General features: G+C 71.0%; 14 protein-coding genes. 7 read left to right on the forward strand and 7 right to left on the reverse strand.

The features are described 5' to 3' along the window. Window positions 1–59 precede the first annotated feature (59 nt). Together BT341_RS05300 and BT341_RS05305 are read right to left on the reverse strand one after the other, a co-directional pair. Entirely contained in the window at window positions 60–1,529 is a 1,470-nt protein-coding gene (locus BT341_RS05300; protein WP_072475193.1) for a cytochrome ubiquinol oxidase subunit I, read from the reverse strand. A 71-nt stretch (window positions 1,530–1,600) separates the two neighbouring features. After that, window positions 1,601–2,560, reverse strand: coding sequence for a S41 family peptidase (locus tag BT341_RS05305; protein WP_072475194.1), 960 nt, complete (start codon window positions 2,558–2,560; stop codon window positions 1,601–1,603). A 187-nt stretch (window positions 2,561–2,747) separates the two neighbouring features. On the opposite strand from BT341_RS05305, the gene BT341_RS05310 reads away from it, so the two are divergent. Continuing rightward, the gene (locus tag BT341_RS05310) at window positions 2,748–3,335 is read left to right on the forward strand and encodes a TMEM165/GDT1 family protein (protein ID WP_072475195.1); all 588 of its coding nucleotides are present in this window, start codon (window positions 2,748–2,750) and stop codon (window positions 3,333–3,335) included. Between the two features lie 56 nt (window positions 3,336–3,391). Beyond that, window positions 3,392–4,057, forward strand: coding sequence for a DUF998 domain-containing protein (locus BT341_RS05315; RefSeq protein WP_072475196.1), 666 nt, complete (start codon window positions 3,392–3,394; stop codon window positions 4,055–4,057). Here the strand turns inward: BT341_RS05315 and BT341_RS05320 are convergent. Both BT341_RS05320 and BT341_RS05325 read right to left on the reverse strand, forming a co-directional pair. Then, window positions 4,054–4,695, reverse strand: a complete 642-nt coding sequence (locus BT341_RS05320) for an IclR family transcriptional regulator (protein WP_072475197.1) — start codon at window positions 4,693–4,695, stop codon at window positions 4,054–4,056. The two genes, BT341_RS05315 and BT341_RS05320, sit on opposite strands and share 4 nt — an antisense overlap. After that, window positions 4,692–5,546 (reverse strand): hypothetical protein, encoded by an 855-nt coding sequence (locus BT341_RS05325; RefSeq protein WP_281256034.1) that lies wholly within the window; start codon window positions 5,544–5,546, stop codon window positions 4,692–4,694. The genes BT341_RS05320 and BT341_RS05325 overlap by 4 nt, the downstream gene beginning before the upstream one ends. Window positions 5,547–5,631: 85 nt before the next feature. On the opposite strand from BT341_RS05325, the gene BT341_RS05330 reads away from it, so the two are divergent. The 3 genes from BT341_RS05330 to BT341_RS05340 all read left to right on the forward strand — a co-directional run bounded on the left by BT341_RS05330 (window position 5,632) and on the right by BT341_RS05340 (window position 9,419). Next, window positions 5,632–6,804, forward strand: a complete 1,173-nt coding sequence (locus BT341_RS05330; RefSeq protein ID WP_072481793.1) for a homogentisate 1,2-dioxygenase — start codon at window positions 5,632–5,634, stop codon at window positions 6,802–6,804. 69 nt (window positions 6,805–6,873) lie between these two features. After that, window positions 6,874–8,682, forward strand: a complete 1,809-nt coding sequence (locus tag BT341_RS05335; protein WP_072475199.1) for a substrate-binding and vWA domain-containing protein — start codon at window positions 6,874–6,876, stop codon at window positions 8,680–8,682. Continuing rightward, the gene (locus BT341_RS05340; RefSeq protein WP_072475200.1) at window positions 8,682–9,419 is read left to right on the forward strand and encodes a hypothetical protein; all 738 of its coding nucleotides are present in this window, start codon (window positions 8,682–8,684) and stop codon (window positions 9,417–9,419) included. Before BT341_RS05335 ends, BT341_RS05340 begins: the two co-directional genes overlap by 1 nt. Here BT341_RS05340 and BT341_RS05345 read toward each other — a convergent pair. Next, the gene (locus BT341_RS05345; RefSeq protein ID WP_072475201.1) at window positions 9,346–10,611 is read right to left on the reverse strand and encodes an MFS transporter; all 1,266 of its coding nucleotides are present in this window, start codon (window positions 10,609–10,611) and stop codon (window positions 9,346–9,348) included. The two genes, BT341_RS05340 and BT341_RS05345, sit on opposite strands and share 74 nt — an antisense overlap. A gap of 92 nt (window positions 10,612–10,703) precedes the next feature. Here BT341_RS05345 and BT341_RS05350 point away from each other — a divergent pair, with 92 nt between their 5' ends. Next, window positions 10,704–11,627: a LysR family transcriptional regulator gene (locus BT341_RS05350; RefSeq protein ID WP_072475202.1), complete on the forward strand. Its 924-nt coding sequence runs from the start codon at window positions 10,704–10,706 to the stop codon at window positions 11,625–11,627. On the opposite strand, the gene BT341_RS05355 is transcribed toward BT341_RS05350, so the two are convergent. Next, window positions 11,594–12,619 (reverse strand): hypothetical protein, encoded by a 1,026-nt coding sequence (locus BT341_RS05355; RefSeq protein ID WP_072475203.1) that lies wholly within the window; start codon window positions 12,617–12,619, stop codon window positions 11,594–11,596. The genes BT341_RS05350 and BT341_RS05355 overlap by 34 nt on opposite strands. Window positions 12,620–12,773: 154 nt before the next feature. On the opposite strand from BT341_RS05355, the gene BT341_RS05360 reads away from it, so the two are divergent. Then, window positions 12,774–13,568, forward strand: coding sequence for a DUF2470 domain-containing protein (locus tag BT341_RS05360; RefSeq protein WP_072475204.1), 795 nt, complete (start codon window positions 12,774–12,776; stop codon window positions 13,566–13,568). Here the strand turns inward: BT341_RS05360 and BT341_RS05365 are convergent. Then, complete coding sequence (locus BT341_RS05365) at window positions 13,560–14,021, reverse strand: PPOX class F420-dependent oxidoreductase (protein WP_072475205.1); 462 nt, start codon at window positions 14,019–14,021, stop codon at window positions 13,560–13,562. The two genes, BT341_RS05360 and BT341_RS05365, sit on opposite strands and share 9 nt — an antisense overlap. Window positions 14,022–14,039 lie beyond the last annotated feature (18 nt).

The following is a 14,039-nucleotide window of genomic DNA, read 5'->3' on the forward strand; positions in this document are numbered from 1 at the left end:
CACAGATTGACTGTGGGTAACTCGGGAGAGTGATCACATCGGCACCCATGGTCAGCACCTCAGTAGGCGAAGGCGAGCGCGTCGCCTTCGGTCTTGTCGGAGTCCTTCTTCGGGGGCATCACCGCTTCGACGCCGCCGCGGATGTACTTGCGCATCAGGAACAGCTCGACCACGCCCAGTGCCGCGTACACCGTCGTCAGCGCGATCAGCGACGTCCACACCTCGCCCGTCGTCAGCCTCGACACGGCCTGGGCCGTGAACATCCACACGCCGTCGACACCCGACGGGTTGGGGGCGACCACGAACGGCTGACGACCCATCTCGGTGAAGATCCAGCCCGCGCTGTTGCCGAGGAACGGCGTCGCGATGCCGCCCAGGACCAGCAGCGGGAACCAGCGGCCGTCCGGGACACGGCCGCGACGGGTCAGCCACAGCGCCAGCAGGCCGATGCCCGCCGAGATCGCGCCGAAGCCGATCATCATGCGGAAGCCCCAGTACGTCACCGGCAGGTTCGGCACGTAGTCGATCGGCTTGCCCGCCAGCGACCCGAGGTCCGGGTCGTCCGGGTAGTTCGTGCCGTACTTGGCCTGGTACTCCGTGACGAGGTTCTCCACGCCCTTGACCTCGGTCCTGAAGTCGTTGTGCGCCAGGAAGGACAGCAGCGCGGGCACGTTGAACGTCTTGACGTCCTCGCAGTTGGCGCCCGACACGTCCCCGATCGCGATGATCGAGAAGCTCGCCGGCTTTTCCGTGTGGCACAGCGCTTCGGCCGACGCCATCTTCATCGGCTGCTGCTCGAACATCAGCTTGCCCTGCGCGTCACCGGTGATCGCGAGCACCGCGAACGCCGCCACGCCGACCCAGCCGCCGAGACGCAGCGAGGAACGCCAGACGTCCGCGTGACCGCGCCGCCGCCACAGGTGCCAGCCCGCGACACCCACCAGGAACGCGGCCGCCACCGAGAACGCGCCGGCCAGCGTGTGCGGGATCGCGGCCAGCGCCGTGTTGTTCGTCAGCACCGCCCAGATGGAGTTCATCGTCGGCTTGCCGTTCTCGAACGTCACGCCGACCGGGTGCTGCATCCACGAGTTCGCGGCCAGGATGAAGTACGCGGAAGCCATCGTGGCCAGGGAAAACGCCCACACGCACGCCAGGTGCACCTTCTTCGGCAGCCGGTCCCAGCCGAAGATCCACAGGCCGAGGAACGTCGACTCGACGAAGAACGCGACGAGCCCTTCCATCGCCAGCGGCGCGCCGAAGACGTCGCCGACGAAGCGGGAGTACGCGCTCCAGTTCATCCCGAACTGGAACTCCTGCACGATGCCGGTCACGACGCCCATCGCGAAGTTGACCAGCAGCAGCTTGCCCCAGAACTTCGTCATCTTCAGGTGCCGCGGCTCACCGGAGCGGGCCCACATGGTCTGCATCGCCGCGACCAGGATCGACAGCCCGATGGTCAGCGGGACCATCAGGAAGTGGTAGACGGTGGTGATGCCGAACTGCCACCGCGCTAGCTCAAGGACCTCCACGTGGTCCAGCCTGCTCCGGCGCTGGTGACGCGGCCAGATCAAGTGGTCCCGTCCGGCCCGGGACCAACGTCCTAGCGCCGGTCGAGCGCCTGCCGTGCCTCTTCCGCGACCAGCCGCCGCGGACCGGTGTCACCCAGTTCGAGGACGTGCTTGAGCGCCAGCTCGTACGCCGTGTCGAACGCCTGGTCCGCCACCACCGGGATGTCCGGCCGGACGCCGGTGCCCTCCCAGTTCTCGCCCGTCTCCGGGTCGAACGACCGCGCGATCGAGACCGTCACGTCGAGGTAGGTGTCGATCTTGTACTGCTCACGCGGGTGGGCGCCGCCGCGGGTGGCCTCCCCCACCGTCTTCGCCCGGCCCTGCCGCTGGAGCGAGAACGCGAGGTCCTCACCGCCGGAGAACGTCTGTGGGCCGGTCAGCACCCAGATCGGCTTGGTGCCGCCGAACCGCGGGCCGGGGACGTACGGCAGGGTCCACATCTGGGTCGTGCGGTCGCCCTCGCGCTCGTAGATGTCGAGGTAGTGCACCGGCTCGTCGACCAGGTAGGTCTGCAGCAGGGCGCTCGTGCCGGGACTGCCACCGCGGTTGCGCCGGACGTCCAGCAGCAGCGCGTCGGACGGCGCGAGCAGCGTCATCGCCGCCGTGATCGCCGGGCCGGCCAGTTCGGGCTGGTAGAGCATCGTCGTGTCCAGGTAGCCGACGTTGCCGGCCAGCCGCCGGACCTCCGCGACGCCGAAGCCCTCCAGCTCTGCCTGGAGCCGGTACTCGTCGGAGTTCGCCTCCGCGTCGCCGTCCTCGGCCACCGGGTCGACGTGGTGACGCAGGCGGAGGTGCTTGTCGCCGTTCACCGACTGCAGGTCCGCTGTGACGAGCGTCGCGAACTCGGCGTCGCTGACGTCGGCGTACGCGCCTTCGCCGAGACGCTGGCGAAGCACCTCCGCGAGCTTCGTCGCGACCTCGGGGAACACGTAGTGAGCTTCCAACCGGCGGATGACCTCTTCGACCTGCGCAGAACGCGCCTCAGACCCCATGGCAGTCAACCTACCCCAGGCCACAAACGAGTTTTCGGCATGCCGAAAACAAATGTGCGCCGCGACTGGATGACAAATTCATGGATGCCGACGGGGCAATTTCGCAGAAGCCATCAGCTTGCGACGTTCAGAACCGTCCCTTTATCGTTGCAGTGAAAGGGGCGCAGAAATTCTCATGACTACCGCGATGGTGGCGCTGATCAGCGCGTTCGGCCTGGTGCTCGCCGTGGAACTGCCGGACAAGACGCTGGTCGCGACCCTGGTGCTGACCACCCGTTTTCGCGGCGGGCCGGTTTTCGCCGGAGTCTGCGCGGCGTTCGCCGTGCAATGCGTGATCGCGGTCGCGTTCGGCAGCGTGCTGACGCTGTTGCCCGACGTGGTCCTTTCATTGGTCGTCGCCGGGCTGTTCGGCCTCGGCGCTTTCATGCTCCTTCGCGAGGGATTCAGCGAAGCGGACGAAGCCGGCGAAGACGCTTCGCGCATCGGCCCCGCGCCGAAGTCCTTCATCCGCTCCGCGATGACATCGTTCGGCGTGCTCTTCGCCGCCGAGTGGGGTGACGCGTCCCAGCTCGCGACGGCCAGCCTGACGGCCCGGATCGGCAACCCGGTCGCCGTCGGCGTCGGCGCCTTCGCCGCGCTCGTCGTGGTCGCCGGGCTCGCCGTGTTCATCGGCGGGAAGATCCGCAGCCGGATCCGCCCGAAGCTGATCCAGCGCTGCGCCGGGTTCGTGTTCGCCGGGTTCGCCGCGTTCGCCCTGCTCCAGCTGGCCTTCTGACCGCTGCTTCACAGGTTCGCCAGGTAACCTTTCGGAAACGAAAGGGAGAGCACCAGGTGAACTCGAAGTCGCTGCACGCCGTCTCGCCGGTGCACGGCAGGCTCGCGCTCGGCGGAATCGGCCTCGCCGTGGCCATCTCGATCGACCTGCACCTGCGGCTGTCCGCGCAGGTCAGCCCGATCTGGCAGACGCTGTCGGAGTACGTCTACGGCAAGCTCGGCACGTCATCGGCCGCTCCCCTGTTCAGCGTGATGTGCCTGGCCCTGTCGCTCGGCTCGGTCGCCCTGCTCGCCGGCATCGCGAAGGCCCACCGGCCCGGCACCACCGCCGTGTGCGTGCTGCTCGGCACCTGGTCGGCCGGCCTGCTGGTGTGCGGCCTGGTCCCGGTCGACCCGGACGGCCAGGCGCGTTCGCTGTCCGGACAGGTGCACAACCTCGCCGCGCTCACGGCGTTCGTCGCCCTGCCCGCCGCCGCGTTCGTGCTGACCCGGCGCGGCCGCGAGCGCTGCCCGTGGGAACCGCGCCGGACCACCATCCGGCGCCTGGCCACCGCGAGCTTCACCAGTGTCGGCGTGGTCCTCGGCGGGTTCGTCCTCACGCTCGTCCTCGGCCCGGCACAGCAGGACGTCACGCTCGGCCTGTTCGAGCGCCTGCTGTTCACGATCGACGTCGCCCTGCTGCTGACCATGGTGCGGCCGCTGCTGGCGGTCTCGCGGCGTTAGGCGTCCGCGCGCAGGATGTCGGCCAGCCGTCCGGCGGCCGCGACGACCTGGGGGCCCACCTCGGCCGCCCGCAACGGTTCCAGCGAGACGACGCCGACGCTCGCCTTCAGTCCCGGCACTCCGCGGACCGGTGCCGCGACGCCGGATGCGCCCGCCTGCAGCTCGCCCGTCGACGTCACCCAGCCGTCGCCGCCCGGGCGCAGGCTCATCGCCTTGCCGGCCGCGCCGGCGGTCAGCGAATGCCGGCTCCCGACGCGGTAGGCGACGTGGAAGCTGGTCCACGACGGCTCGACGACGGCCACCGCAAGCGCTTGCTCCCCCTGCGCGACCGACAGGTGCGCCGTCGCGCCGACCTTCTCGGCCAGCTGGCGCAGCACCGGCCCGGCCGCGTCCCGCAGCTGCGGCAGCACCTGCCCGGCCAGCCGCAGGAGGCCGACGCCGAGCCGGACCTTCGTGCCGTCCCGCCACACCAGCCCGCGGTCCGACAGCGGCACGAGCAGCCGGTAGACGGCCGCCCGGCTGGCTCCGATGGCCACGGCCAGCTCCGAGATGGTCGCCGCGTCGCCGCCGGCGTCGGCGACCGCCTGCAGCAGCGCCAGGCCCCGGTCGAGCGTCAGCGACCCTTCCCGGCTGGTCACAGCAAGCCGAGCTCGCCCATGTCGGCAACGGGCTGCTCGAACGAAGCCGCCGCGTACGACGCGAAGAGCGCCCGAACGGCCTTCGCGGCCTGCTCGGACAACGCGCGCGCCTCGTCGGCCAGCGCTTGGCCGTCGGTCGACTGCAGCGCCGCGCGGACGTCACCGCCGGAGAGGCTGCGCGCGGACGCCACGAGCAGGTTCAGGAAGCCGTGGTGCACGAACCCGGTGTCCGGGTCGGTGTGCCGGACCGCGCGGTGCAGGCTGTTCGTCGCCTTGAACGACGCACCGGTGGACCCGCTGACGACGGCCAGGAAGTCGGCCACCTCGTCGACGCTGGGGAAGTTCTCGCCGGCCTGGCCGCCGCAGCGGATCTTCGGCCAGCTGCCGTGCTCGATCACCTTGCGCACGCCGTCGAGCCAGCCGACACCGCGCCGCGGCTCGACCACGCGGATGACGTCCTCGGGCACGAACTCCGAGACGCGCTCCAGCCACACCTCGTCGACGTCCGACGGCGCGGGCATCTCGACCATCCGCAGCGCCAGCAGCTCGCTGCGCGACTCGACGATCGAAATCGCCTTCGGGACGCCGCCCAGCCCGGTGTCGATGATCAGCGACAGCGGCAGCGGCTGCTTCGGCTTGATCTTGATCAGCTCGGTGATCAGCTCCGGCAGCCGGGACGCCTGGCAGAGGAAAACCCCCAGTACACCGGCGTGCTCGGACTCCCGGATGGCGAAGTGCGCACGCAGCGCTTCGGGCATCGCCGCGTCGCCCGGAGGGAACAGCGCCGAGTCGTCGACGAGCCTCGCGAACAGGGGAGGAATTCCACGGGGGCCGGGGGGCGTGAGTTCCACAGCGCTTGACACGACTGACACGCTAGTAGCGTACGACATCAGGACAAAATCGTTCGCACAACGGACACGTCAGAAGGGGGTGCCGATGCCTTACTACCGGCAAGTAGGCGAAGTCCCGCACAAGCGGCACACCGCGTTCCGGAAGCCGGACGGCGGGCTCTACGCCGAAGAGCTGATGGGCGTCGAGGGCTTCTCCGCCGACTCCGCGCTGCTCTACCACCGCGGGCTGCCGACGGCGATCGTCGACGCCGTGGCCGTCGAGGAAGACCGCGGCCCGCTCGCGCCGAACCACCCGCTCAAGCCGCGGCACTTCAGGACGCAGGACCTCAAGTTCGGCGGCGACACCGACGCGGTGACCGACCGGCGCCGGCTGTTCGGCAACAACGACGTCACCATCGGCTTCGTCAGCGCGACCGCGCCCAGCCCGCTCTACCGCAACGCGATCGGCGACGAGCTGTTCTACGTCCAGGGCGGCTCCGCGACCGTCGAGACGATCTACGGCCGCCTCGAGGTCGGCGACGGCGACTACCTCGTGATCCCGACGTCGTGCACCTACCGCGTCCTGCCCCACGGCGAGGTCGGCCTCTTCGTGCTGGAGGCGCGCGGCCACATCGGGCCGCCGAAGCGGTACCTGTCGGCGAAGGGCCAGTTCCTCGAGCACTCGCCGTACTGCGAGCGCGACATCCGCGGGCCGTCCGAGCCGCTGCTGGAAGACGGCGAGGACGTCGACGTGCTCGTGCGCCACCGCGCCGGGCTCACCCGCTACACCTACGCGACGCATCCGTTCGACGTCGTCGGCTGGGACGGCTGCCTCTACCCGTGGGCGTTCAACATCGACGACTTCGAGCCGATCACCGGCCGCGTGCACCAGCCGCCGCCCGTGCACCAGACGTTCGAGGGCCCGAACTTCGTCGTCTGCTCCTTCTGCCCGCGGAAGGTCGACTACCACGAGGACTCGATCCCGGTGCCGTACAACCACGCGAACGTCGACTCGGACGAGCTGATGTTCTACGTGCGCGGCGACTACGAGGCCAGGAAGGGCTCGGGGATCGGGATCGGCTCGCTGTCGCTGCACCCGTCCGGCTTCACGCACGGCCCGCAGCCGGGCGCGGCGGAGGCGTCGATCGGCGCGGAGTTCTTCGACGAGACGGCGGTCATGGTCGACACGTTCGCGCCGCTGGAGCTGGGCGAAGCCGCCGAGGCGTCCGAAGATCCCGGCTACGCGTGGACGTGGTCGCGCCGCGGCCCCAAGGGATAGCCGAAATACCGTCCCCTCCCCCTTCCGTTGCCGGATAATGGAATCTCCGGCCGAAGGGGGAGGGGCTCGATGATCAATTCCCAGCCAGCGCGGCGGAGGAGAAAAATTCTCCCGTTCGCGGCCGCTGTCGTGGTCGCCGCCGGGCTGATCATCGGCATCCGGGTCTGGACCAGCGGTTCGGGTGACGACGCCGACGCGCCGAAATGCACCGGCTCGGACGCGGTCGCGCTCAATGTCGCTTCTTCACCCGAAAAGGTGGGAGTCGTCCAGGAAGCCGCGAAGGCGTACTCCGGTCGCTCGGTCGCCGGCCACTGCGTCGACGTGGTCGTGCGGTCGAAATCGTCGGGTGTGGCGATGCAGGCGCTGGCCAACGGGTGGAACGAGGCCGTCGACGGGCCGCGCCCGGACGTCTGGACGCCGGCCGCCGGCGGCTGGGTCAACCTGCTGCGCGTCAACGCCAAGGGCGACACGGCGTCGATCGTGCCGGACGGCGATCCGCCGTCGATCGCGAACGCGCCGCTGGTCGTCGCCATGCCCAAGCCGATGGCCGAGGCCCTCGGCTGGCCGGGCAAGGAGATCGGCTGGAAGGAGCTCGCCGGCTTGGCCACCGACCCGGCCGGCTGGGCGAAGTACGGTCACCCGGAGTGGGGGAAGTTCCGGCTCGGCAAGACGAACCCGAATATCTCGACGTCGGGCCTCAACGCGACGATCGGCGCGTACTACGCCGCCACCGGCACGTCGTCCGACCTCACCGCGGCCGCGCTCGAAAAGCCCGAGGCCAAGCAGTTCGTCACGAACATCGAGCAGGCGATCGTGCACTACGGCGACACCACGCTGACCTTCCTGACCAACCTGCAGAAGGCCGACGACAAGGGCGCCGCGCTGTCGTACATCTCCGCGGTCACCGTCGAGGAGAACTCACTCATCGGCTACAACCAGGGCAACCCGACCAACGACCCGGCGAAGGTCGGGCAGCACGCGCCGCCGAAGGTGCCGCTGGTGGCCATCTACCCGGGTGACGGGACGCTCAACTCCGACCACCCGTTCGTCACGCTGAACTGGGCCGACCAGACGCGCAAGCAGGTCGCCGCCGACTTCCTCGGCTACCTGCGCGGCCAGGAGACGCAGGCGAAGTTCGCCGCGCTCGGGTTCCGCTCGTTCGACGGCAAGCCGGGCCCGCAGGCGACCACCGCGAACGGCGTGCAGCCGGACGCGAAGATCAGCTTCCTGCGGCCGCCGTCGCCGACGGTGCTGGCCAAGCTGCTGACCACGTGGACCGACCTGCGCAAGAAGGCGAACGTGCTGCTGGTCGTGGACGTCTCGGGGTCGATGGGCGACGAGGTGAAGGGCACCGGCAAGAGCAAGATCGACCTGGCGAAGCAGGCCGCGATCGACTCGCTCGGCCAGTTCGTGCCGCGCGACCAGGTCGGGCTCTGGCAGTTCTCCACCCACCTCGACGGCGACAAGGACTACCAGGAGCTGGTGCCGGTGCAGGCGCTGGGCAACAGCGGCAAGGAGACACTGGCGATGCGGCTCAGCGGGCTGACGCCGCAGGCGGGCACCGGGCTCTACGACTCTTCGCAGGCCGCGTACGAGTACATGAAGGCGCACCTCGACCCGGCCGCGATCAACGCGGTCGTGGTGCTCACCGACGGCCGCAACGAGGATTCCGGCGGCGTCGACCTCGAGCACCTGCTGCCGGAACTGCGTCCGGAAGGCAACGCGGAGACCGTCCGGCTCTTCACGATCGCCTACGGCTCGGACGCCGACCAGGACGTGCTGAAGCAGATCGCGGAGGCGACCGAGGGATCGGAGTACGATTCGTCCAAACCGGACTCGATCAACCAGGTGTTCACATCCGTGATCTCCAATTTCTGATGAAGTTCGCCCGTGAGCTCGCCGAGCCGTGGGGGCTGCTGCTCGCCGCCACCTCGGCCGGCGTGGCGTGGGCCGTGCAGCTGCCGGTCGTCGCGTCGGTCGGAGTCGGCGTGGCCGTGCTGGCGGCGTGGGCGGGCGTGGCCGCCGCGACCCGCGAGAAGGAGCCGGAACGGCGTGAAGCGCGCGTGCTCGACGTCGCGCCCGGGTCGGCCGAGGAGAGCTGGCTGCGGCGGGCCGAAGGGGCGGCGGCCGGGTTCTCGTCGCTGAGCGAATCCCTCGACGCGGGGCCGCTCGCCGACCGCGTCGCGGACATGGAACCGGTGGTCCGCGAGACGCTGACGACGCTGCGGCGCCTGGCGGGCCGCGCGTCGGCGACCGGCAAGGCGCTGGCCAGGGTGGATCTGGACGCCGTCACGCGGGAACGGCGCCGGCTGGAGCAGTCGCTGGCGTCGGCGCGCGAGGAGGTCCGCGGCGACCTCGAACAGGCGCTGACGGCGGTCCAGGCGCAGGCGGACGTGCACGCGCGGCTGTCCGGCGCGCGGGACAAGCTGCTGGCGCAGCTGCAGTCGGGCGCGCTGGGGCTGGACAGCCTGGTGGCCCGCGTCGCGGAGCTGACGGCGGCGACGACGGACGTCGCGGTGGACACCGGCGCGGTGCGCGAGCTCAGCGACCAGCTGGAGGGGATCCGGCAGGGTGTGCTGGAGACGGAGCAGGCGACGCGAAAGTCGCTGGGTTAGGCGTCCGGGGCAGCATCAGCGGGGTCGCCAGCACCAGCACGCCGGCGATCCCGATCGCGACGCGCGGACCGGTCAGGCTCGCGAGCACGCCCCACAGCGCGGTCAGCGCGGCGATCGACGCCTTCGTGCTGACCGACCAGGCCGACAGCGTCCGCGCGACGCGGTCCGCGGGCAGCTGTTCGAGCCGGTAGGTGGCGAGCACCGGGTTGAACACGCTGCAGGAAGTGATCAAGCCGAGTTCGACGACCATGACGAAGACGAGCCCGCCGGTCCCGCTCGGCAGGAAGGCCAGCCCGAGCAGCCAGCACGCCCGGAACGCGCCCGCGCCGCGGAGCACGCGGTGCCTGCCGAACCGCTCGACGAGCCGCGGGGTCAGCCGGGAGCCGGCGAGGCCGCCGAGGCACGGCACGGCGAACGCGAGCCCGTACTGCCACGGCGTGAACCCGAGGTGGTTCAGCATCAGCACGGCCAGCAGCGGTTCGGTGCCCATGATCAGGCCGTTGAACAGCAGGACGTTGCCGTACAGCGGCCGCAGCCCGGGGTGCGCCAGGATCGTGCGCCAGCCGTCGGCCAGGTCCCGGGCGCGCAGCCGGGCGGTGTTCCGCGGCCGGGGCTCCCCGGTGCCGATGGCCCGGATGCCGAGCGCGGAGAGCAGGAAGCTGACGGCGTTGGCGAGCACCGCGGTGACCGGCCCGAAGAGGGCGAACGCGGCACCACCGAGCGGCGGCCCGAGCGCGGTGGCGGTCCAGTTCGTCGACTCGAACCGGCCGTTCGCGACGAGCAGGTCTTCGGGCGGCACGAGTCCCTTGAGGAAGGCACCACTGGCGGAGGTGAAGGTGATGTCCGCCGCGGCGACCACCACGGAGACGGCGAGGAGCTGGCCGAAACTCAGCCGGCCGAGGGCGTAGGTGGCGGGGACGCTGATCAGCGCGCCGAAGCGGACGAGGTCCATGGCGACCATGACGGGCCGCTTCCGGCGGTGGTCGACCCACGGACCGAGCGGAACGGCAACGAGCGCCCCGACGGCAGGCCCGACGGCGGCGAGCGCGGAAACGGCCGCGGGCCCGGTGTGCAGCACGAGGATGGCGAGCATGGGAAAGGCCCCGAAGCCGAGCCAGGTGCCGAAGGCACTGACGGCATAAGCGGACCAGAGCCACCTGAACCGCGGCCCCAGCGACCGCCCGCGCATCACCGGGAGATCAAAGCGAGAAAGGGCACCGGGAGGCAAACAACCGGCACGGCGGCGAGCCACAACGCCGCGTTGTGAATCTAGAGTCGGTCGCCGTGGACCTCGATGCCGTGCGCACCTTCGTCGCCGCTGCCGACGCAGGTCGCTTCCAGGACGCCGCGGCCGATCTTTCGATCACGCAACAGGCGGTCTCGAAGCGCATCGCCGCGTTGGAGAAGGCCCTCGGCGTGCGGTTGTTCACGCGGACCGCGCGTGGAGCCGTCCTCACCCGCGAGGGGACGGCTTTCCTGCCGCACGCCCGCGATCTGCTGCTCGGAGAGGCGCGGGCGATCGCGTCGGTGCGGGGCGGACCACTCCGGGTCGACGTCATCGGCCGTCGCCTCCGTCCGGCGGCGCTGCTTCGCGGGTTTCACGAGGCGCACCCCGAGGTCCCGCTGGAAGTGGTGACCCTCCCCGGCACGGCGCTCGCCGCGATCCGGGACGGTTCGATCGACGCCTCTTTCCGCGCGGTGGCCGAGGTGCGCGAGGGCATCGAGGCACAGTGGGTGGACGACGAGCCGATCCAGCTGCTGTGCGGACCTGGTCACGCGCTCGCGGCCGAACCGGCCGTCACACCGGAGCAGCTGGTGGGGCACCGGATCTGGATGCCCGGCGTGGTGCCCGGGACCGAGTGGGGCACCTACTACGCCGAGTTCGCGGCCGCGTTCGGGCTGTCGATCGACGCGGCCGGGCCGAACTTCGGGACCGAGGTCGTGCTGGACACGATCGCGAAGACACCCCGGCTGGCGACCCTGGTCGGGGCGGGCAGCCGGGTGCTCTGGCCGCCCGGGCACGACCTGCGGCGCGTGCCGATCGACGACCCGGTGCCGGTGTATCCCCATTCGCTGGTCTGGCGCCGGGACAACGCACACCCCGGACTGGCGGCGCTGCGGAGCCATCTCGAGCACGGCCAGTGCATCGCCGGCGCTTGGCGGCCCGGCTGGGCTCAGCCCAGCCAGACCGTGCCCAGCACCGGGTAACCCGGCACCCCCGCCGTCGCTCCGCCTGGCCTCGGGATACCCGCTATCCACAGGCGTCCCGTTGTGGCGATGTTCGCTGCCATCGACGGGTCCGCCTTGACCATGCGGAAGCCCACCACCGTTCCGTCGGCGAGCATCGTCAGGCCGCTCAGCCGGGCGCCGCGGCGGCCCATGCGGACCGGGCCGTCCAGGACCGCGCGCAGTTCCGTCCAATGGTCCGCGGCCAGCGGGCGGCCGTACGCGAACGAGCGCGTTGCCGCGACCAGCGCCGTCAGCAGGGCGCCGCCCGCGCACGTCCACGCGATCCAGCCCGTCGCCGGGAAGTCGTGCCGCACCCACACCGCGAAACCCGCCAGTACCAGCAGGAACGCGGCCGCCGCGCGTAAGTCTCTGGCGATCCGGCGCCGGTGTGCCGTCAGGACCGGGTCCAGCCTCGGGGTGCCGGCACCCGTTGCCGGTGGCACCGCCACCGCACCCGCCGGCGGCGTCGCGAAGATCCGGCCGCGGCGGACCCGCACCACGCCGGAGAAGCCCACGAACACCTTCGGCCCCCGGCCGAGCAGCCACACCCGGCGGTGCCCGGCCAGCAGCAGCCGGTACGGCTCGTCCAGCCGGATCCGCAGCCAGCGGCCGTCCGGCAGGCGCACGCCGACCGTCCGCCCGGCCGCGACCAGCCCGTCCGCGGCGATGTCCACCTGCCGGAACGCTTCCCGCTTCAGCCGCGTCTCCGGTACACCGACGTACGCGCGGTACCACCACATCGCCTCGGCCGAGCCGGCCAGCGCGAGGATCCCGACCGGCAGCACGACCCCGGCGCCCGTGAAGAACTGGGCCACCCCGAACAGCAGGAAGAACCACGACAGCAGCCGCCGGTCGGCGGCGTTGCGGCCGATCCGGTCGAGGTACTCGCCGAAGATCGGCAGCGCTCCCGACGGCATGGCGGGGTCGAGTTCGAACGCGCGCACGCGTTCGGGAACCGGGACGATCTGCACGCTGGGCCCCCACCGTGTCGGCTTTGGTCACCGGCCTTTTCGGGAATCTGCACAGCGGCGTTACCGGATGCTCCGTTCAGCGGAGCCCACGTGACGGGCACGACTACCCAGGCCGCGTGATTCAGGTTAGGCTCACCTAAGTAGGAGGTGAGCCGTGACCGAGGCACCCGCATCCATCCGCCGCCCGCCGGCGCCGAACCCCGCCGAGCGCGCCAAGACGATCGCGACCCGGGGCGGTCCCGCGTCGGTGCTGCCCACCTGCGAACGCGCCGGCCTGGACGGCGAACGCGTCGTCCCGCTCCTGCACCACGTGCACCACAGCGGCAGCGTCAGCGTGCTGCTGGCCGACGACCACCCGATGGTCGACGCGGCCAAGCAGACCCAACGCGGCGAGCTGGCCGTGATGCTCGAGCTGGCCGACCACGCGCCCGTCGACCTGCGGGAACCGATCCGCGGGCTGCTGTGGATCACCGGCTGGCTGCGGCCGCTCTCACCGGTTTCGGCCCGCGCGCGGGCGGTGGCGATCGCCGAGTCGCGGCCGGACGAACGCCTCCTCGACGTCGGCCACGGCGTCACGCTGCTGCGGCTGACCCCGGCGTCCCTCGTGCTCGCCGACGCCGAAGGCACGCACTCGCTGCGCCCGCACACGTTCAGCGCGGCGCCACCCGATCCGTTCCACGACTACGAGGCCCAGTGGCTGCGGCACCTGGAAAGCGAGCACGCCGACGTCGTCGGGCAGCTCGCCCGGCACCTGCCGGCGGAGCTGCGGGGCGGCCGGATCCGCCCGCTCGGGCTCGACCGGTTCGGGCTGCGGCTGCGCGTCGAGGCCGAGGCGGGCGACCACGACGTCCGGCTGGCGTTCTCGCGGTCGGTCGAAAGCCCGCCGCAGCTCGCGGCGGAGCTGCGGCGGCTGGTCGGCTGCCCGTTCCTGCGCGGGGCGTCAGGCTAGTTCGGCGGGGAAGCCGCCCTTGGCGATCGGGCCCCAGCTCTCGATGGTCACCCGGATGATGCTCTTGCCCTGCTTGACCATGGCTTCGCGGTATTCGTCCCAGTCCGGGTGTTCGCCGGAAATGGCGCGGAAGTACTCCACGAGCGGCTCGACCGAGTCGGGGATGTCCAGCACCTCGGCGGTGCCGTTGATCTGCACCCACTGGTCGTTCCACTCGTCGGAGAGGACACAGGCGGAGACCTTCGGGTTGCGCTTCACGTTCACGACCTTGGCGCGCTTCGGGTAGGTCGACACGACCAGCCTGCCCTCGGCGTCGACGCCGCAGGTGACCGGCGACAGCTGCGGGCCGCCGTCGGCCTTCGTGGTCAGCAGGATCGCGCGGTGACGGGTGGACAGGAACTCGACCAGCGCGGCGCGGTCGACGGTTTCGTTGGTGGCGATGCTCCTCGGCATACCCCGAAGGTAGCGTGC

It is taken from the genome of Amycolatopsis australiensis, assembly GCF_900119165.1.
In the GTDB taxonomy this organism is placed as follows: domain Bacteria; phylum Actinomycetota; class Actinomycetes; order Mycobacteriales; family Pseudonocardiaceae; genus Amycolatopsis; species Amycolatopsis australiensis.